Annotated in this window: 16 protein-coding genes; 11 read left to right on the top strand and 5 right to left on the bottom strand. The window is 47.8% G+C overall.

Translation table 11 applies throughout. The annotated features are described in order from the left end of the window. The first annotated feature begins 8 nt into the window (after positions 1-8). Entirely contained in the window at positions 9-167 is a 159-nt protein-coding gene (locus ACJ2PR_RS11045) for a hypothetical protein (protein ID WP_446877040.1), read from the top strand. 80 nt (positions 168-247) lie between these two features. Beyond that, complete coding sequence (locus ACJ2PR_RS11040) at positions 248-1,561, top strand: pentapeptide repeat-containing protein (protein ID WP_446861636.1); 1,314 nt, start codon at positions 248-250, stop codon at positions 1,559-1,561. A gap of 489 nt (positions 1,562-2,050) precedes the next feature. Here the strand turns inward: ACJ2PR_RS11040 and ACJ2PR_RS11035 are convergent, their stop codons facing one another. Continuing rightward, entirely contained in the window at positions 2,051-2,650 is a 600-nt protein-coding gene (locus tag ACJ2PR_RS11035; RefSeq protein ID WP_446877039.1) for a thioredoxin family protein, read from the bottom strand. Between the two features lie 169 nt (positions 2,651-2,819). On the opposite strand from ACJ2PR_RS11035, the gene ACJ2PR_RS11030 reads away from it, so the two are divergent. Continuing rightward, complete coding sequence (locus ACJ2PR_RS11030; protein ID WP_446861638.1) at positions 2,820-3,224, top strand: NIL domain-containing protein; 405 nt, start codon at positions 2,820-2,822, stop codon at positions 3,222-3,224. Positions 3,225-3,436: 212 nt separating this feature from the next. Continuing rightward, positions 3,437-6,028, top strand: a complete 2,592-nt coding sequence (gene glgP / locus ACJ2PR_RS11025) for an alpha-glucan family phosphorylase (RefSeq protein WP_446877038.1) — start codon at positions 3,437-3,439, stop codon at positions 6,026-6,028. 169 nt (positions 6,029-6,197) lie between these two features. Here the strand turns inward: glgP and ACJ2PR_RS11020 are convergent, their stop codons facing one another. Continuing rightward, complete coding sequence (locus tag ACJ2PR_RS11020; RefSeq protein ID WP_446877037.1) at positions 6,198-6,674, bottom strand: hypothetical protein; 477 nt, start codon at positions 6,672-6,674, stop codon at positions 6,198-6,200. A gap of 159 nt (positions 6,675-6,833) precedes the next feature. On the opposite strand from ACJ2PR_RS11020, the gene ACJ2PR_RS11015 reads away from it, so the two are divergent. The 7 genes from ACJ2PR_RS11015 to ACJ2PR_RS10985 all read left to right on the top strand — a co-directional run bounded on the left by ACJ2PR_RS11015 (position 6,834) and on the right by ACJ2PR_RS10985 (position 15,185). Beyond that, on the top strand, positions 6,834-7,952 hold the full coding sequence (locus tag ACJ2PR_RS11015) for an aromatic ring-hydroxylating dioxygenase subunit alpha (RefSeq protein WP_446877036.1): 1,119 nt from the start codon (positions 6,834-6,836) through the stop codon (positions 7,950-7,952). Between the two features lie 139 nt (positions 7,953-8,091). Then, positions 8,092-8,595 (top strand): hypothetical protein, encoded by a 504-nt coding sequence (locus ACJ2PR_RS11010; protein WP_446877035.1) that lies wholly within the window; start codon positions 8,092-8,094, stop codon positions 8,593-8,595. A gap of 45 nt (positions 8,596-8,640) precedes the next feature. Continuing rightward, entirely contained in the window at positions 8,641-9,528 is an 888-nt protein-coding gene (locus tag ACJ2PR_RS11005; RefSeq protein WP_446861643.1) for a hypothetical protein, read from the top strand. A 627-nt stretch (positions 9,529-10,155) separates the two neighbouring features. Beyond that, on the top strand, positions 10,156-11,433 hold the full coding sequence (locus ACJ2PR_RS11000; protein WP_446861644.1) for an aminotransferase class I/II-fold pyridoxal phosphate-dependent enzyme: 1,278 nt from the start codon (positions 10,156-10,158) through the stop codon (positions 11,431-11,433). Positions 11,434-11,585: 152 nt separating this feature from the next. Continuing rightward, positions 11,586-12,752 carry a hypothetical protein gene (locus ACJ2PR_RS10995; protein WP_446865907.1) on the top strand — a complete coding sequence of 389 codons (1,167 nt, stop codon included), beginning with the start codon at positions 11,586-11,588 and terminating at the stop codon, positions 12,750-12,752. 28 nt (positions 12,753-12,780) lie between these two features. Beyond that, on the top strand, positions 12,781-13,737 hold the full coding sequence (locus ACJ2PR_RS10990; RefSeq protein ID WP_446865906.1) for an NAD-dependent epimerase/dehydratase family protein: 957 nt from the start codon (positions 12,781-12,783) through the stop codon (positions 13,735-13,737). A gap of 296 nt (positions 13,738-14,033) precedes the next feature. After that, a complete protein-coding gene (locus ACJ2PR_RS10985; protein WP_446877034.1) occupies positions 14,034-15,185 on the top strand; it encodes a hypothetical protein in 1,152 nt (383 codons plus the stop codon). Positions 15,186-15,728: 543 nt separating this feature from the next. Here the strand turns inward: ACJ2PR_RS10985 and ACJ2PR_RS10980 are convergent. The 3 genes from ACJ2PR_RS10980 to ACJ2PR_RS10970 all read right to left on the bottom strand — a co-directional run bounded on the left by ACJ2PR_RS10980 (position 15,729) and on the right by ACJ2PR_RS10970 (position 20,312). After that, positions 15,729-16,352 (bottom strand): hypothetical protein, encoded by a 624-nt coding sequence (locus tag ACJ2PR_RS10980; protein WP_446877033.1) that lies wholly within the window; start codon positions 16,350-16,352, stop codon positions 15,729-15,731. Positions 16,353-16,481: 129 nt separating this feature from the next. Continuing rightward, positions 16,482-17,519 carry a hypothetical protein gene (locus ACJ2PR_RS10975; RefSeq protein WP_446877032.1) on the bottom strand — a complete coding sequence of 346 codons (1,038 nt, stop codon included), beginning with the start codon at positions 17,517-17,519 and terminating at the stop codon, positions 16,482-16,484. Between the two features lie 1,320 nt (positions 17,520-18,839). Then, a complete protein-coding gene (locus ACJ2PR_RS10970) occupies positions 18,840-20,312 on the bottom strand; it encodes a TIR domain-containing protein (RefSeq protein ID WP_446877031.1) in 1,473 nt (490 codons plus the stop codon). Positions 20,313-20,403: the final 91 nt, after the last annotated feature.

Genomic DNA, 20,403 nt, shown 5'->3' with positions numbered 1-20,403 from the left:
TGAAACTGATGAAATATGTCACCCGATCGCTGCAAATTCTCTTATGCCTCTACGCGCTGTATCTGGTGAAGTCAGCCTTGGGAATTAATTTGTCGCAAAGATATACTGCATGGGATTTTGTCAAGTACCCTGTCCACGGTTTTATTGAAAATCCGATCACTCATTGATGGCAGCCCGTTCTATTTAACAATCCCACCGTGAGAAAAAGACTCAGCTTTCTGGAAGCAGGTACGATAGGGCATAGGCTTTGAATGCTGTTTGCAACATGACGATCGACCCCACCCCCCAGGATGCTCAAAAAAGCGTAGAACAAAATGGCGTAGAACAAAATGGCGCTCAACCCTATCCCGTCAGTGCTGCCATTCCCTCTAAAGCTGAGATTTCTAGAGAAAGAACGGCCGCAACCTTTGCCTCTGGCTTATCAGGAAACGCTCAAAATTCTATATCGAGTTTGACGATCGCTCGCCCTGCAATTTCTCTGATTTTGCTGGTGGCGATCGTCATTTTGATTGCGGGACTGTGGATCAATAGTTTTTGGCTAGTGTTGGCGGGGGCGATCGTCACCCTGATTTTGTCGATACGGGTGCTTTATCCTGTATTGCGGCCGATCTTGGCGGAGTTGGTTTCTGAGCAAGAAGGGGCGATTTTTATCGCTTCGTTGGGGCTGACAGCGGCCGTGGTTGGCTTTTTGAAACTGGTTGGATTTGGGAACACGCTCCTCATCTGGTACAAACAGCTAAACTGGGACGCGATCGGAGCATTGGGCGAAGTGTTTGGGGCGTTGGGGCAGATTTTTATCGCGATTCTGGCGGTTTACATTGCCTGGCGACAGTATGTGATTTCTAAAGATCTGACGATTCAACAAAACACGATCACGCAGCAACAAACGATCGACACCTACTTTCAGGGCATTTCTGAACTGGTACTAGACGAAGAAGGACTGCTCGAAGATTGGCCCCAAGAGCGCGCGATCGCAGAAGGCAGAACGGCCGCCATTTTGAGCAGTGTAGACGGATCTGGAAAAGCCAAGATTCTCCGATTTCTGTCTCGTGCCAAACTGCTGTCACCTCTGAAGCGCGATCGACGACTGGGACGGGCGATTCTCGATGGCTCTGGGGGCTATGCCGAAGATCGCAACTACGGAACCAGAGTGATTGATTTGGGTGTGATGTTGGCGGGGGCAAATCTGTCGGAGACTGACCTGCGCTGGACAGATTTAAGTGAGGCAAATTTGATTCGGGCTAACCTGACCTGTTGTGACTTGGTCAAAGCAAACATGGCGCGAACCATTCTCTATGGTGCCATCTTGAGGGGGGCTGACCTGAATGGAACTCGCCTCTTTTATGGAACCGCCGAAGCCGCCTCTCCGCGCAGTCGCACTGACCCACCCAACTACAAAACAGGTGCCCAAACGGGTGCAGTCGTTGAAAATGCAGACTTTACCGATGCAGAAGATATGTCTCCTGAGCAGCGTTATTACTGTTGTGCGTGGGGCGGCTCAAAGACGCGATCGACCATTCCCGGTGGCTGTGAAGGGATTCCAAATAAGCTGGGACGCTGAGGAACCAATTGAAATGGGTGCGTTTCTACAGATCGACTAATTCCCTCATCAATAAGAACTCTAAAATCGAATCTCTTGTCTTAAAGTCAGTTCGATGAACGCTTCGCTTCGCTTTTAGATCCAGGAACGCCCCCTAAATTCCCCACGAGTGAGGGACTTTGAACCAGAATTCCTCTCTGAAAGTCCCCCAAAATTGGGGGGTTGGGGGGCAGAAGCCGTGAACAACGAAGCGGAAAACCTCTTATCAAATTCACGTTGTCTTAAAGTCTCTCAAAATTGGCAGGTCGGAGGGCAGAAGATCTCAGCCTGGTTGACTGACAAAACTCCTGAAACCCTCGATTTTTCGTAGGTTGGTGTTGAGCAACGCGAAACCCAACAGCAGCCTTTCTACCGTTGCTAACGTTGGGTTTCACCAGGTTCAATCCAACCTACCTGAAAAGATTTGTCAGTCAATCAGGATCTCAGCACCGCAGCGAAAAAACTTGCGAACTAACTTTTATCAACAACCTGACTGCCATGACTGCGAGGATCGGCTGCGCTATTGGCTGCACTATCTTTCGTCTCGACTGAACTAGAGAAGGCTGAGGTTTGTCCGGTACTTTGTGCATAAGGCAGGGCAGTTCCTTCTGTCAGAGCGACTAAATTAGCTTCGATGACGCTGCGGGGCTGTTCTCCGATCGCTTGTCCAATTCCTTCTCCGCCTGCTTTCATATAAACAAAATGCGGAATTCCATCGACTCGATAGTGCAAAATTTCGGGAAGCCACTTTTCGTTATCCACGTTGAGCATCACAAAGTTAATACGATCGCCATAGTGATCTTTAAGCGATTTCATTTCTGGAGCCATCGCCTGACAGCTTGTACACCAGTTAGCGTAAAACTCCATTAGCGTCGGCTTGTGATTACTCAGCGCAACCTCTAAAGGAATCGCCTCCTTAACCATCGAATCAAGTGAAACTGAGGTTGTCTGAGTTTTTAGCCCCAATGAAAAAGCAACCGTCAGCACGATCGCCACCATCACGATCAAAAAGTTTCTGAGTTGTGTCCCATTTTGGGCGGGAGTCGTCGAGTTGGGTGAATCCGTAGCCATATGCTTGTGAAGAGTCACTGTGTTTGTAGTCTTGTATTTCTAGTCTACTGAGCGATCGCGATCGTGCCTTTACAAAGATGCTATTTCCATAACTCCGAAGTTCAGGAATGCACTCGATCTGCTCTCTACAATGAGAAGATGACCTGCCAAAATCTGCCAAAATCCGATTGTGAAAAAACGAGTGACGCTGACATTTCCCAAACGCTCTGTACAAATGCCTGTCACCTATCGATTGGCAAAAGACTTTAATGTAGCGGCCAATATTATTCGTGCTCAGGTCGCGCCCAATCAGATTGGCAAACTGGTGGTTGAGTTGTCGGGCGATATTGATCAGCTAGATGCCGCTCTGGATTGGATGCGATCGCAGGATATCGGCGTGTCATTTGCCAGTCGAGAAATTGTGATCGATGAAGTGGCTTGTGTGGATTGTGGCTTGTGTACGGGCGTGTGTCCCACCGAGGCGCTGACCCTTGACCCCCAAACTTTTAGATTGACCTTTACGCGATCGCGCTGCATCGTTTGTGAACAGTGTATTCCCACCTGCCCCGTGCAAGCGATTTCGACTAATTTCTGAAGGGCTGAGTGGGGCGATCGTCCTGAGATTTCGAGTAAGTCAATAGAACAGTTTTGAGCTAGAAGTTTCGTCTTAAAGTCCCCCAGAATTGGCAGCTTGGGAAGCAGAAGATCTGCACAGCGCAGCCACTTATATCGAGTTCAAGTTTTATTAATAACTAGTTCCTTCAAACTCAAGAGAGAATAGCTTTAGCTGTTTTGGAGGATTCTGTGATGCGACCGATCCGGACATTCAACGTTTCGCCTGCACTCCCGACTCGACTCGAACCGCTTCGCAAAATCGCCTACAACCTGCAATGGGACTGGAATGTAGAAACTAAAGATTTATTTCGTCGCCTCGATTTTGACCTGTGGGAATCAACCCGCCACAACCCCGTTCTCATGTTGGGCACAATCAGCCAAAAGCGCCTGCAAGAAGTCGCTGAAGACGACGGATTCATTGCCCAAATGGAACGAGTCGATCGCCAACTCGATGACTACCTCCAAGACCGCACCTGGTATCGCAAAACCCGCACCCCCACCGAAACCCCACCTCACACCTCACACCTCACACCTCACACTGAATGCTACGCCTACTTCTCTGCTGAGTTTGGTCTAGTCGATTGTCTGCCCATCTACTCTGGCGGTTTGGGCGTATTGGCGGGTGATCACCTCAAGTCTGCGAGTGATTTGGGTTTGCCGCTGGTCGGTGTGGGATTGCTTTACCAAAAAGGCTACTTTGCCCAATATTTAAACGCTGACGGTTGGCAACAAGAACGCTATCCGATCAACGATTTTTACAACATGCCGTTGCATTTGGAGCGAGATAAAACCGGAGCAGAATTGAGAATTGGAGTCGAGTACCCCGATCGCACTGTCTACGCCCGTATCTGGCGCGTCCAAATAGGCACCGTTCCGCTTTATCTGCTCGACACCAACATTGAACCCAACAAAGAATACGATCACGACATCACTGATCAACTCTATGGCGGCGACCTTGACATGCGGATCGATCAAGAGATCATGTTGGGAATTGGCGGTGTGCAGATGCTCAAAGCGTTGGGGTTGAATCCCACTGTCTACCACCTGAATGAAGGTCACTCCGCGTTTCTGTCACTCGAACGGATTCGCCTGATGATGCAAGAAGACGGATTGACGTTTGCTCAAGCTCAACAGGTCGCCCAAGCCACACAGATCTTCACGACACACACGCCCGTCCCCGCTGGGATTGACCTATTTCCACCCGACAAATTGATGCATTCAGTCGGCCGCTACGCCTCGATTTTTGGCTTACATCGAGAAGAATTTTTGGCACTAGGACGCGAGAAAACTGGGAACTTGGAATCCCCTTTTAGCATGGCGATTTTGGCGATTAAGATGGCTGGCTTTATCAATGGGGTGAGCAAACTACATGGTCAAGTCTCACGGCAAATGTTCAAAAACCTGTGGACTCAAGTGCCCTTAGAAGAAGTGCCGATTACGTCAATTACGAATGGCGTTCATGCGCGAAGCTGTGTCGCAAAACCCACTCAAGAACTGTACGATCGCTACCTCGGTCTCGGTTGGTCAGATGCCCCCAGTCATTCCCCCATCTGGGATCGCGTCAAATCTATTCCCGATGAAGAACTCTGGCGCAATCATGAACGCTGTCGATCGGAGATGGTGCTGTTTATCCGCGATCGATTAGAGAAAAGTCTGCGCGATCGGGGGTCTTCTCCAACTGAAATCGCACAGGCGCAAGAAGTGCTTGATCCGTCAGTGTTGACGATCGGATTTGCGCGACGATTTGCAACTTATAAACGGGCTACGTTGTTTTTGCGGGATCTCGATCGCATTCACAAAATCCTCTCTGGTAACCATCATCATAAAGTGCAGTTTGTGATCGCAGGGAAGGCCCATCCCAAAGATATTCCGGGTAAAGAATTGATTCGCGATCTCATTCACTATACTCGCACCAGTGGCGTTCACAATGTTGTGTTTGTTCCCGATTATGATATTTATGTAGCGCGGTTAATGGTTGCAGGCTGTGACGTTTGGTTAAATACACCCCGTCGTCCGAGAGAAGCCTCTGGCACCAGCGGCATGAAAGCCTCAATGAATGGATTGCCCAATCTCAGCGTTCTCGACGGCTGGTGGGATGAAGCCGATTATGTAAAAACCGGATGGGCGATCGGGCATGGCGAAGACTACGACGATATCAACTTTCAAGACACCGTAGAAGCCAACGCCCTCTATGATTTGCTAGAGAAAGAAGTCGTCCCTTTGTTTTACGATCGCGACGAAGACGGCTTGCCCCGCAAATGGGTCGCCAAAATGAAGGACACCATTCGCTTAAACTGCCCTCACTTCAACACAGCGCGCATGGTGAGTGAATATGCCACCCGCGGCTATTTTCCGGCCAGCGATCGCTACGCCAATCTCACCGCCGATCAGTTTGCCCCCGCCAAAGATCTCGCCGCCTGGAAAGCCAAACTGTTTGAACACTGGTACGACATCAAAATCGAAGCCGTAGACATTTCTGAGCCAGCCGATGTCAAAGTCAATCAAGCGATCGCCGTCAAAGCCCGTCTAAGTCTAGCTTCTCTATCTCCCAGCGACGTACAGGTTGAGCTTTATCAAGGCACACTCAACGCCGATGGTGAAATCGTAAATGGCGTTCCGGTTGTGATGGAGTGGCAAGAATCCGATACCCAGGGCCACAGCCTCTATACAGGCACGATCGCCTATTCTGCCAGTGGTCTTCAAGGCTTGTCATTGCGAATCTTGCCCAAACACCCCAATTTGAGCAACCCTTTTGCACTAGGGCTGATTTTGTGGGCGCTTTGAAGTGAGGGATAAAAGGAGGGAAGAGGGATGAAAGAAGAATTAGCCTCGTTTCCTCTTGACTTGATGTTGATCTTTTGCATTTTTGGTCGATCAGAAGGCTGACTCGTTGAATCGATCAGCTACTTCCAAAATCAACGCCAATTGCCACAATTTTTTCATCCCTCATCCCTCATCCCTCATCCCTCATCTCTTCCTCACTCCGCAACCGCTCTAACTCGGCCCGAATCGCTCCCAACTGAGCCGTCAACGCCTGGAGTTCTAACTGTACTTCTGGTGAGATGGTCGAAACGGGTGTCGCAGTCGTCGTGACGGTCGTCGTTGACGAGGTTCCCTGATTTCGCTGGGCCAGCATCGTATCGACAAAGGCCCGCGCTTCACGTTCTGTGACTTCGCCTTTTTGGGCCCACTCTTGCGTCAACTCATCAAGCTCTAACCTCAACCTTATGAGATTTTGTTCACGCCTGTTAGGGTCTTGCAGCGACTCGACCAGAGATGGTGTTGTTAACTCACTAAACTCTGACCTTAACCTTGAAAGATTTTGCTCACGCTTTTGAGGGTCTTGCAGCGATTCGACCAAGGAGGCGGTTGCCCCGATCGTGACGTGAAACCCTTTTTGCAATAGCTGAGTGACAGTATCGGAGTTCATTGCTTACAGGTAAAGATAGTGTGAAGTCATTCTGACTCGATCTTACTGCACTGCTTCAAGAGTGAAGAGCCATTCTCCTCCCTCCTCCCTCCTCCCTCCTCCTCATCCCTCGCCCGATCGCTGATAATACTCACAATCCATCCCACAAGGAGTGAACATATGGAACTGGCAACGACTCTCAAAGGTCAGGCAGTTCGCAATCAGGTGCGGGAAATTGGCATTAATGGCAATCATTGGTACGCAGTGGCCTGGGCAACCGACTTGCAGCCCAAAAAGATTCTATCAGTAACGGTTTGGCAACAGTCGATCGCCCTCTTTCGCGACAGTCAAAATCAGGTACAGGCGGTTGAAAATGTCTGTCCTCACAAGGGCGTAGCGATGGATAAGGGACAGGTCAAAGGAGACGCGATCGCTTGCGCCTACCACGGTTGGGAATTTAATGGTGAAGGCAACTGTATAAATATTCCCTACTGGAAGTCTGGGCAAAAACTCCCCTGCGCTCAACTTCGTCCCTTCGCCGTACAGGAGAAATATGGGCTGATCTGGATCTTTCCGGGCGATCGCGCTTTCGCAGACACGACTCCTTTGCTCGACATTCCTCAATATGACGACCCTGACTGGCTGATGATTCCGATAAACGGACACTTTAAAGCACATTTCACCATTTGCAATGAGAACACGATGGATGTGTTTCACGGCTATCTACACAAAAATCTACAAGGCTGGTTTGACCCAATTTTGCTCAAGCTGCAAGAGACCGAAAATTCTGTTAAGGCTGACTATCAGGTGTCTTATCGAGGCGTATTGTCAAAGCTGTTGGGACTGGGAGAAGTCAGCGACCCCTTGTGGGTTACTCGAAGAGATCGTGTCACCACACAAATTATTTCGGTCGATTATCGCTACCCCAACTATGTGAATGATTTACAAGGCATTTCGTCGCTGTATCTGATGAGACTGCCGATCGCGCCCCAAGAAAGTCGATCGTTTACCTACATGTTTCTCAAAGTGCGCCTGCCCAAACGTCTGGTCAACTTGCTGCGCCCGATTTTGCAGCCCATTATCTCAAATCTGCTGTTTATGCCGTTTTTGAGACAGGACATCGAGATGATCGAGAGCGAACAAGAAAACTATCTCAAAGATCCTCAACGCCGCTATGTCGAAGTTAATCCAGCAATTATCGCCGTACAAAGACTGATGGTGCGACAATACGAAGCCTTTAAACAGCACGCTTTGTTGCGCCCAGCCGAAACGCCCCAGCCCAAAGTTGTGAGCCGATAATCTTTGTTTGTTGCAAAATGTAGTCTCCACAGTCGCCCAATCGGAGTGCGATCGCATTAAATTACAAAAGTACCCGATGGAAATGCTGTCCATCTCCTGCAAACGTTCCCTCTCATCACATCTTATGAGAACTAACCAAATGACTGTTCAACACTGGCGTAGAGTCGGGGTTGCCCTCTTGCTCTCTGTCGTTCTGTTGGTGACGGGCTGCCAGCCAAAAGCGCCCTCTCAATTTTCTCAAGCTCAACAAGAAAGCACTCAAAAAGGCGTGACTGCGGTTGCGAAAGATGCGACTCAAGGCAGTGAATTTAATAAATTTTTCCCGGCTGCCAGTGCGGGGTACAGTCGTACCTTCTCTCAAGAGAAAAAAGGTTTTGCTGAAGCCAAGCTCAATAAAGGCGGCAAAAATGTAGCGATGCTTTCGATCAATGACACCACGGGTATTGCTGGATCGGCACAAAAGTACACCAAGAGTACCGAAAAAATCGGCGGCTACCCAATGGTCACTCTGGGCAACCAAACTAGCGTGCTTGTGGGCAAATATCAGGTCAAAGTTCAGTCTCGCGATCCGTCATTTACCCCAGCCGATCGCGAAGCCTGGCTACAAAAATTTAACCTCAAAGGGTTAGAAAAACTCAGCTAGAAACCCTTGAAAAGACCTAAAAACCGTTATTAGCTAGGAGCATTCATGAGCAAACCCATTTTTGAACTGGTGGACGAATTGCCCAAAGGCGGCACCACGGTGACAGCGCTCAACTCGCTGGATTTTGTGATTCCAGGTCAGTGGCAAAATTTGACAGGCTTTACCAATACGATTCGCGCGGTGACGGGTGAAAGCGATGATGCCATGATCCAGGCGATCGGCGATCGAGCCGTCTACCTTTACAATGACGAATCTCAGGGCTATCAGCGGGCGATGTGGCTCTATCAGACCGTAGACAATGCAGCAGGAGCTTTGGGCGCGGCAGCCATGGCCAACAAAATTGGTCAAGACATCTCATTTTTAGGATTTTTGGGCAACTTGACCCCCAAGCCAGAAAAAGTCCAGAGTCTCGACCTGACGATCAAATTGGTCGTCGAACTGGTGGCTTTTTGCCAGATTAACGGCATTCCGGGTGATAGCATTGGCGACTTTTTGGGGGCGTTGGGCGACTATAGCGGCGAGTCTCTGATGCGAATGGCCGCCCTGGTCTGCTTTGACGGCATCATTCCGCTGGGCGCAGACTTTATCAACATGGGGCTGTCTACAATTTCTCAAACCAGCCCGGATGAGCTGCAAAAAAACCAGACCTTTAAAAGCGTCAGTCCGCTGATTCCCGGTGGCAATCCTGCGGGTCAGTTGGGATTCATTACCCAAAGTTTTGACTCGGTAAAGGGCTGGATGGGCGATTTTGTCGGATCTCGCAATCTGACCCAAGAAAGTCTGTTGAGCAACGTCAAAAAGTACGTCGATATCTCCGCCGACAAACTGGACTACGTGGGCGCATTTCTAGATGTGGCGGTCAAATACTACACCCACACCGGAACGCAAACCCTGGCGCGACGCTTGATCGAACGAGCGGTCGCAGAAATTTAACGTAAATTCGATCGAATCTTTCACTGCGGTTATCAGCGATGACCCAGAAATCTTGTCTAAAAGTCCCCCAAAATTGGCAGCTTGGGGGGCAGAAGATCTCAACAACGCAGCGAAAGAACTTCATCGAACCAACGTAAATTTAGGAGACATGCGGACGGCCCATTTTTAGACGATCGCTCCCCTGAGCGTTGTTGTCTAACCGTCTCTGATTCACGGCTGATGAGAAACTTGCATTTGAGAAACTTGCATTTTGTCCATTCCTTCCGATCGCTCATTGCAACTAAATCCTGTTCGAGACCGTCCTATTGTGAGTAGTCGTACCCCCAGTCATTCACGGCTGGCTATGAGGCTCAGGCGGTCTTTTTTTGTGAATCATTAGTTTGTACCTCCTGACTTCGAGTGCTTACTGATAAGCTGTATTCAGACAATTGACGATCAAATGCATGTTTCTAATATCCAGCTTTGTATCTGATTGATAAGCGAAATCTTTCGCAGGCAAATATACTGTTGAGTCAAAGCGATCTCTTCGAGTTACCCGCAAGGGGTCGCTTCGAGTTACCCGCAAGGGGTTGCTCAGGTGGATTTTTTCAGAGGAATCGCGATCTAGAAAGGTGAGAGGAGCTAACTGTGCAAGTTGTCAAGGAGTATGTGCGGCGCTGGTACGAAAGCGGATTAGACCCCGACGAGTACATCTGCCATAAACGCCAAGGAAACTTTGTTGAAATTGAAGAGGCTGAAACGGGCAAACGCCGTACCGTTCTCACCTTTTGTACCAATGACGTTTTGGGGCTAACCCAGGAAGAATCGGTCAAACAGGCGGCGATCGATGCCATTTTGCAGTACGGAACGTCCAATAGTTCTACATCGGTACTGAGCGGTCGAATCGATCTCCACCGTCAGCTAGAAAACGAAATTTCTGCCTTCAAGCATTTGCCGAATACGCAGCTATTTCTCAACGCTTGGATGGCGATGCAGGCGCTGATGGATGCCTTTTGTCATCTGGCGATTCCGGTTCCTGGCTTTCAAAACAACCGCGAAACGCTGATCTTGACGGATGTGTTGAACCACGGCTGTATCGTGACGGCTCTGGCGAATGCGGGCACTCGTTCTGGAAAAATGTTTGGGCATAGTGCAAGGGTGCGGGTGCGGGCGTATCGTCACTGTGATGTAGAGGATCTGGCTCGAAAGCTAAAACGCTATGCTCAACCGGACGATCGCATCATGGTGGTTTCGGATGCGGTCTTCTCAATGGATGGTGACATTGCGCCTCTGCCTCAGATGTTAGACGTGTTGGAGAATTATCCAGATAGCACCCTGCTCATGGATGAGGCTCACGCGAGTGGAGCGATCGGAGCCACAGGTCGAGGCATTTACGAATACTTTGGTCTCAAGCCTCAAGATGCGATCGCGCGTGGTGTCAATCCGTTGATCATGACGACGTTTTCCAAGTTTGCGGCATCAGCGGGGGCGGCGATTAGTTCTCATGTACCGGAACTGATTCCGCTGTTGAATGTGTCCCCGACTTCGATCGGCACGATTTCGCTTCCTGCCCCGACCGCGGCCGCCGCTTTAGAGAGCATTCGTCTCGTCGCCAATCAGCCAGAACGGGTAGAGCGCTTGCAGGAAAACACGAAATATCTGCGATCGCACCTTGCGGCCAATGATTTTGTGGCGATCGGCGAAACCAACGTCGTGCCTGTGTTGTTGCCCCCCGAACTCAACCCTAAAGAATATGCTAGGGAGTTGATGGACTTTGGCATCTGGGTGTCTCCGATCTGGTTTATCGCCAAGCCTCGTATTCGGATCACCGTCAATGCCCTGCACACCAAAGAAGAGATGGATCGCTTGGTGACGGGTATGGTCAAGAGTCGCGATCTGGTTTACCAACCCACGATTAGCGCTTAGACAATTTCAGATTGGGTGTTTAATGGGTGAACAGGCGATCGCTTCTAAACGAGGGGGCGATCGCTTGTTTTATAAATTTGCGAATTCGCTCAGTCGCCTGCTAAAAGCCTGGTATATTCTTCAGCAACAACTCTAGAGGAGGTTATATACTCATGAAACCCTCTGTCAATATAAATTCTATAGACGCTGCATCATCTCCTACTTTTCAAATTATTCCTGTCACGAATTCAGCAGAACAAGCCCTATTTTTGAGAGTGCCTGATATCGTTTATGCCAACGATCGCAATTGGGTGGCTCCGCTGCGAAGTGATGTAGCCAAAAAGTTTGCGGCAGACAATCCCTTTCTTCAATACGGCAGACTTCAGCAATTTATCGCCGTTAGAAATCAGAAAGCGATCGGGCGAATTGTTGCAGCCGTTAACGATCGCTTGGTTGAACGAGAAGGCATGGCGATCGGCATCTTTGGTTTCTTTGAATGTGTTGAAGAGTTTGAAGTGGCGCAAGCTCTGTTGAATGCGGCGGGTGAATGGCTAAAAGAACAGGGAATGACGAGAGTGAGAGGCCCGATCGACCTTTCAACTCACAACAATTGTCTGTTTTTGGTTGATGGATTTGACTCGCCGCCGATGGTGATGATGCCCTACAATCCCGCTTACTACCCACAATTTTTAGAGCAGGATCATTGGCACAAAGCAAAAGATGCCTACGCTTATGATTTTCGGTTAGATAAACCGTTGCCTCCAGAGTTTGAAAAAGGCTATCAAATTGCTTGCAAATCAGGCGTTAAGTTTCGTCCTTTGAATACAAAAGAAGGATTTGAGAAAGATGCAATTAGCCTTTATCAGTTGTTTACCAAAGCCTTTTCTAATAACTGGAGTTCGACCCCGCGCACTCAGGAAGAATTTTTAGAAGAAGCAAAATCGCTGCAAAGTTTAGTCGATCCAGACGTGTTTCCGATCGCCGAATACAATGGTGAAATGATCGGCTTTTGGATGGGATTGCCTGACTATAATATTGCGCTCAAACACGTCAATGGTAAATTGAATTGGTTAGGAATCCTCAAGTTTCTCTGGCACCGTAGACAGATCGATCAAGGAAGAGTAATCGCCATCTGTTCGCTTCCAGAATTTAGGCGAAAAATGGTTCCGTTAGGGCTAATTTATTTAGGAATGACGGGCGGAATTAAAAAAGGAAAACCCTACAAACGAGCAGAACTTTCCTGGGTCTATGAAGACAATTCTCCCTCACGTAAACTGATCGAAGCGTCTGGTGGAAAGATCTACAAAACCTACCGAATGTATGAAAAAAGCTTAGTTTAACCTGATACAAAACAGAGGACTATTTCAGATGAAAGCATTTGTAACAGGGGCAAACGGTTTCACAGGGTCTCATCTCGTCAAAGCGCTAGAAAAACGAGGAGATTCTGTCATTGGATTGGCAAGAAAATCAAGTGATCTATCCCGATTGGCAGGTACAAAGGTTGAGTTGATCTATGGCGATATTACCGATCGCTCCATTCTCCAACAAGCCATTCAAAAAGTCGATGCGATCTTCCACACGGCAGCCTATGTTGAATTGGGTTTAGTCGATGCGGCCCGAATGGAACAAGTCAACGTTGAAGGCACCCGATCGCTCCTCCAAGTTGCTCAATCTTCCAACATTTCAAAGATGGTTTATTGCAGCACGATCGGCATTTTTGGTGACACTCAAGGCAAAGTCATCGATGAGACCTTTCAACGAGTTCAAAAAAACTTTTCTTCAGCCTACGATCGTACCAAATATGAAGCACAACAACTCGTTGATCAAGCCGCTGCTCAAGGCTTTCCGATCGTCAGCGTCATGCCCTCTGGAATCTTTGGACTCGACGATCCTCACTTTATGCCCGTCCTCAATTCCTTTCTCAAGGGGCGCTTAAAAGTTTGGGCAGGCGGCGATCGCATTACGGGTGTAGTTCACGTTGATGATCTGGCAGAGTTGATGATCCTCGCAGCCGAAAAGGGCAAACCGGGCGACTACTATATTGCGTCAGCGGGCGATTTATCCACTCGCGACATGTTCCAAGTTTTTAGCCAAGAAACCGGAATTTCTCCCCCATATGAAGTGCCCGAATCGATCGTGCGCGTCGTCGGAACCGTGTTAGATGGAATCGGACGATCGCTCTCCTGGCAACCCCCGATCGACCGTGAGCGAGTGCACTATGTCTACGATCGCTGTGTCCGTGTCACAGGTGCCAAAGCCAGAAAAGAACTCGGATGGAACCCACGATCGGTCGAAACAACGCTCAAAGAACTCGTCGCCAACTAATCATTACCAACGACACAATCTCTATATTCAAAATATTCAAAGAATTGAGAACAAGTAGCCGAGAGGAACCAGAAACCTGGAGATGGTCTGTGAAGGAGTTGTAAACTATCTGTGAAGTATCTGTGAAGTATCTGTAAAGTACTGATAAAAAGTGAACTCGTAACCCGTCCATAACCCAGTCGTAACCCATCTATCCTGAACAATCCGGTAATCTAATTTTCTACCTAGAGTGCAACGGGTCGGGGCTACCTGTCCAAAATGACGCTCACGGATTTAGAGAATAATTAGGGATATCGATGATGACAAAGCTTGGCTACTTAGTGTTTCAACGCATCACCACGGCGCGTTTGCTACGTAAAGTGTGTGTACTGGCGCTGGCTGTACCATTTCTAACAAGTTCTACGATCGGTTTTGCATCGGCTAACCAAAAAGAGAACAAAGGCGGAAATGAATCATACGCGATCGGACTTTGGGGCGATTTACCCTACTCAGACGTGCAGGCGCAGACAGGCGTACCCAACCTGATTGCTGACATGAACGCGCAAAAACTAGCCTTCACAGCCCACAACGGCGACCTGAAAGCAGGCAACTCCACGCCCAACTCGGTCACGCCAACTACCTGCGACGATGCTCTCTTTATCCAGTCGCTTCGCTACTTCAACGATTTGAAAGCTCCCGCGATCTTCACACCAGGCGACAACGATTGGACTGACTGCGATCGCCCCTCAAATGGTGCATTTAACTCGCGCGAACGTCTCGATCGTCAAAGAGAACTATTCTTTAGCACAAGGTTTTCTCTTGGTCAGCGTAAACTGGCTCAGGCAGTTCAAAAAGGGCCTCTATGTCTCGGTGTAAAGGGTGCCGTGCCCTGTGTCGAAAACCGCCGTTGGGAAGTTGGTAGAGTGACTTATGCAACACTCAACATTCAGGGTTCGTGTAACAACCTGTGCGACACTGCGCCTGACCCACAGGAGTATGCAGCCCGAAATGCAGCTAATATCGCCTGGCTGAAAGAGACCTTTAGAGTGGCAAAGGCACGTAACTCGGTGGCGGTGATGTTGATTTCTCAAGCCAATCCGGGGTGGGATCTCAGCGACGGAACCAGAGCGGCTTTGCGTGACCCAAGAACCCTTGCCCAGACGGACGGACAGCCCGATGGCTTCCAAGAATTTTTATTAGCATTGCGCGCCGAGGTGGTTGCTTTTCGTAAGCCAATCGCCTACGTGCATGGTGACTCGCACTATTACCGCATTGATAGACCATTCTTGGATGCTCAAGGCAGACGGTTAGAGAATTTCACTCGTGTTGAAACCTTTGGCAATAGTGCGGCAACTGGCAACAACGACGTGCAGTGGCTCAAGGTAACGGTCAATCCGCGTAGTCGCGAGGTGTTTTCGTATCAGACGCAGATTGTTCCTGATAATCGGGTTGCGGTTCCGGCTCCGTAAGTTCATAGCTCTGATTAGCACTGTCTAATGAACAACTCCTCTCAAGGGTCATTGTGCATGGGGGGAGTTGTTTTTAATATGAACTTTTAATATGAACTTTTAATATGAATTTGATCGACTTTATTTTTAACGTGAATTCGACAAAGGTTTTCCGCTTCGTTACTCAACGCTTCTGCCCCCCAACCCCCCAATTCTGGGGGACTTTCGGGCAAGATTTCTCGTTCAAAGTCCCCCAGAATTGGGGGATTTAGGGGGCTGCCTGGATCTATAACCGCAGCGAAAGATTCCATCGAATTCACATTGTTTTTAGCATCTATTGTGGCCTTGGTGATTGTCTTGCTGTCTTTGACAAGCTGAATATTGATCTGACAGCACTTCTAATTGTGTGGTTTGGATTATTTGTGCAGAGTAGTGTGTTTTGGAGATGTGTTTTTGCAAGCGATCGAACCAGGTTTGTGGAGTCGCTAGAGCATTCTACAAACTAAAGTACAAGCTGTAGATTACGTCTAACCTGCACACAGAGCATATGCACTTTATTGTTTACTAACAAGCAGCCTGTTCTTTGAATTCAACCTTCTTGATTTTATCGAGAGCTTTTATAAACCCACCGAATTTTGTTTTGCCATTCAAATACCCATTACCGTTTAGAGCATCCGATACGATCGTGCCATCAAATAATGTGATCACAACTTTTATAGAAGTCACGCTAATGACGGGCGGCGGACTTGTGGTTACTTCTATGACCTGAAATTGCTTCATGTTAGTAAAAGGAATCACTTGTCCACTCACTAAAGGTAAACGAGAACCTCCACTAAAGCTGAGAGAATTTGCATCGACTGCAACTGGTGCTTGAGGATTGTCTAACGACGTAATACAAACTGTTTGGGTAGATTTCGGCGCTGGTGTGTTCGTTGCAATCACATCCGGTGAAGACGATGGTTTACTGATTGGCTTCTCAGTATTAGGTGTAACACTCGGCTCAGATGTTGGTTGAGGAGAGGCTATCTTTGCATCAGGTGTTTTCTGAATCCATGCGATTAGAACAGGGCTAGCAAATACAGCAGTCATCACTGTTCCAATCAAAGTGACGATCGCCACAAAGATAGTTGGGTCAAGTTTATTCTTCTTAGACTGATTCTCTTGATCTTCTGAAGATGTCTTAGGCATCAGTAGTCACTCTCCACCTTAAACAGATTTCTTTTAATGGTTGGTATCAGTCCATTTAAGCAATACGGTGCAACAGTTTTTAGACCTGCGAGGTAGATGCAAGCTAATCAGAATCTTACAATGCAACCCTCAGAAGCGAAACTCGCGAACACGCCGATCGCCAGTAAATCGGAAAAGCGGCGTTCCCTTTTGAGTGAGTAGCGTCCGATCCTTGCCCCCTAGTCGCACTCTCACCTGCAAACTATCAAGATTCCAGTTGTCGCCACCAATTCCACCGCTAAAGGTTGTTTCCAACCTAACACCGAGAATATCTTCAGGTTGGAGGGTTGCGGGTAGAGTTCGTGATACAGACTGACTTGAGTTGTCAATCCAGCGTTTGCGATCGTTGATATTATCAAACCGGATGGAAGTACCTGTGCGTAAAATCAGTGAGAGATGGACATTATCATTGCCACCGCGCAAATCGTCACTTCCCGTATCAAACTGAACGACTAACTCATTCGGTCGGTCTGTAACGGTTGGTGGGGTAGCACGTGAGTATTTGGTATCGACAAAGTAGGCACGCCAGCGTTTGTTGGGTTCTTCTGCATAAGTATACATGGCACCTGCCACGTTGGGTTTGAGTGTTAAGATTCGGTTCGGGAAATTGGGGTCATACACAAAAATCGAAACATCTTCCGCATTAGCATTGAGATTGCCTGTGTAGTCACCCAAATCGTACCCGATCGCAAGTACCTGGTGGCTGCCAGGACAACCTTTTGGGCATCCACAATCGCTACCGCAGGATTGCAGACCTAGGGGTACAGGCTGTCCTCGGTCAAGACGCTGGCGCAGTTCTCCCAATCGTCCTCCCCCAAACTGAAGCCCCCAATTGAAGAACTCGCGATTACGTGCCCCACCGGGATTGAACCCATATTCTGCCCACTTATCAATATTGCGCTCGATCGAGTTGACCTGACGATTGTAGAGATAGCTTTGCAGGGTTGTCCCTTCAGCAGGCATGAAGTCTTGCTGCGGAATTTGGCTTCGAGCATTGAAATAGTCAAGTGCAGAATAGGCCATTCCACCGCATAGCCCACTTGTTGTCCAATTGAGTTCGCTAATGAAAATGTTTTTGAAACGGTTTGTGAATTTGAAGCCGTGTTCGTTAGGTTTGAAGCGTGTCATGACAGGTGCTGCGATCGCAGAGATGGGCAGCAAGAAGCTTACAACGCAAGCAGTGGTTGAGAAAAAAACGAGCCACCGAGTCTTCTCATAAAATTTTGAAATCTTTCCAATCGTTCTTGATTCAAGTTTAGTTTCTGTCATATCTGAACCAGTCAAATTGCATTCTTTTTTATGGTTCATCGTTTCCTCCACGTTTGGTAATTCAACAATTAGTTTCCAATAGGTAGATCCCCAACTAAAAGATCAATAGTGTAAGTGCTTGCAAGCAAATGATCATGGACAGACAAAATTCCGAGCGTTCTCATTGCTGATGGGTAAATTTACTTCCAGTATGTGTCTTAGATTTAGCCTCTCGTAGTACCCTTGAGGATAATTTTTAATGGATAAGGCAACTATGCTTCAACAATCTTATAACTGCGCTTCTACAGTAAGTTGAGCAGTCTAATGGCCTAATAAATGGACACTTGCCTTGAGGTTGATTCCCAAAACCTGCGAGTTATTCCGATAGCCTGCACCTAGAGCTTCCTTGAGGAATCTAAGCCGAACTACGTAAATGATACTTCGGTGCAAATCAGGGGTTGCAAAATCTTCAGTATTTCTTATAACTAAAGAGCTTTGTTTGTTCAAAATCGACAGTCAAAAAACGATCGCTCACTCTGCACTAACCGCGATCGCTCCTTCTCAAAAAATTAGGATTCCAAAAAACCAAAAATTTGTGTAAGATATTCCGCAGATGGATCAAGCGCCCCGAAATCTGATCTAGGAAATCAAACTCCGAGGACTTCCATCTAAAGTTATACCAAATTCACTAGTTACTGATACAGATCCTCGCCCCCTAAATCCCCCATTTTGGGGGACTTTGAAACGGCTTCCCTGATAGGTTTTTTTCAAATCTGAGAGATGGAAATCGGTTAATTAACTGATTTTTATGAGTATCATTTGTTGGTTGATTTGGTATTAGGCGTAATAACTTCAGAGGCGTATGTGATTGTACACCGTCAGCTTTGCGGAAGTATCGGATTCTCAAAGTCCCCCAGAATGGGGGATTTAGGGGGCGAAGGATCTATAGCATTAACAAATTGATTGGGTATGACGTGAATTCGATGAAATTGTTCGATACGGTGATTAATCCGGGTAGCCCCTGAATCCCTCAATGCTGGGGGACTTTGAACCGGGAATCTGATCTAAAAGTCCCAAAGTTGGGGGGTTGGGGGGCTGAAGGGCTGATAACGAAGCGATAAATCTCATCGAATTCGGATCATAGCCAACAGAACATAGCCAACAGAGAAGATGTAGAATTCATTAAAGTCTGCATCTTCTCTAACGCGGTAAAGGAAGGGACTGCGATCGAATCTCTTCTACCTCCAAGGCTGGCTTATCTTCTAGTCCTGACAGCGCACCCACTTGAATAACCATCGCTTTCTCGTCGGCCAGTCTTGTAAAAGGCTGAATCGCTTTAATTTGCACCCCTGCCCGAATCAAGGTATAAGCCACCAGTTTGACATTATCTTCACTAACATTTTTGCCATAGAAAAGAATGTTAATTGGAATGTCAGTCACTTCTGGTTTTTTAATCTCCAGGTTAAATCCCAGTTTGGTTAGCGTTGCTTGTAGTGCTTCTGGGTCAACATCTTTGGGATAGTACTCAACTGTAATTGGCTGAGATTTCTGCACCATGATTTGAGTTTGGTCAGGCGCAGCAGGGGTTGTAGAAGGCATCGGAGCGGGTACAGGAGCGATCGTTTCAGATGAGGGCGTTGTCTCGGCGATCGAGCTTCCATCCGTTTGAGCTGCAAGTTTTTCAATAGTTTGACGATAGCTGTCGTTAGCCTTTTTGATCTGCTCGACTCGATAATCTTGTTCTGCGGGAGAACTGGCCAACAGATCTTCGACTCCTTTATCAGTAAAGCCAAACTTCTTAAGTTGTTTGATCAAAACGGCTTTGTCTTGATTGAGTCTTCGCCGCTGTAGATTTAGCCCCTCGATCTGGCTCTTTCTAGCTTCAATATTGGTGTTGAGTTGTTGGATTTGTTGATTGCGTTCGTCGATCGTTTGATTGGCTTGATGAACTGCGAATACGATCGCAACGGTTGCACTGATCAAACTCGACAAAGAGAGAATCGCGCTCAACCGAACGATCTGTTTCGCTCTACGGCCTACGTCTGCAAGTCGCTGATCGGCCGCCTCAACTTCACGACTTTTGGTAATGTATTTGTTCTGTAACTCTGTCGGTATCGGTTCTCTCTTTCCTGATTGTGCTAACCATTCTTCAGTCGATTTCAAATCTTTTCCGCGCAAGAGAAATCCGTCATCGCGTCCGTGTTCCCATTCGATCGCTCGACGCAGTAACCGAGTGTGAGCTTGCACATGCGCTAAATCGGTATTAATTGCTTTAATCAGCTTGCGAAATGCAATGTTAAAGTCATCATTTTCTCTAAAAAAGATCCAATTCAACTCGGCTAAAACTGGGTGTACGCCTGTTGCTTCGCGACGAACGATCGGAATAATGCGTTTATTTAATGCGATCGCTTGTTCGAGTTCCTTGATACATTCTTTAGAAGCGGCCGAATCAGGCGTAATCACAAAAATAAAGGTGTCTGCATTCTCGATGCCGTGCGCGATCGCTTTACGCCATTCTTCCCCAGCCGGAATGTCTTCCCAATCGATCCACGGATCGCGGTTGAGTTTGCGAAAGGCAGCATCCAGGATTTGAACAAATTCCTTATCTCGACGAGAATAAGAAATAAACAGATCATTCCTGCGAAGGATAGAGGGCGAATTAGTAGAGGGCATCAGAGTTTCCTCTCTAGCAGGAGGTCTTGACTAGATACAGGGGCAAACATGCAATTCACGGAGAAGGTCGATCGTAAAGTTCTCCAATCTT

This window comes from Phormidesmis sp. 146-33 (genome assembly GCF_052939515.1).
Note: the sequence above shows the minus strand (reverse complement) of the source record. Positions and strands in the feature narration are given on the sequence as shown.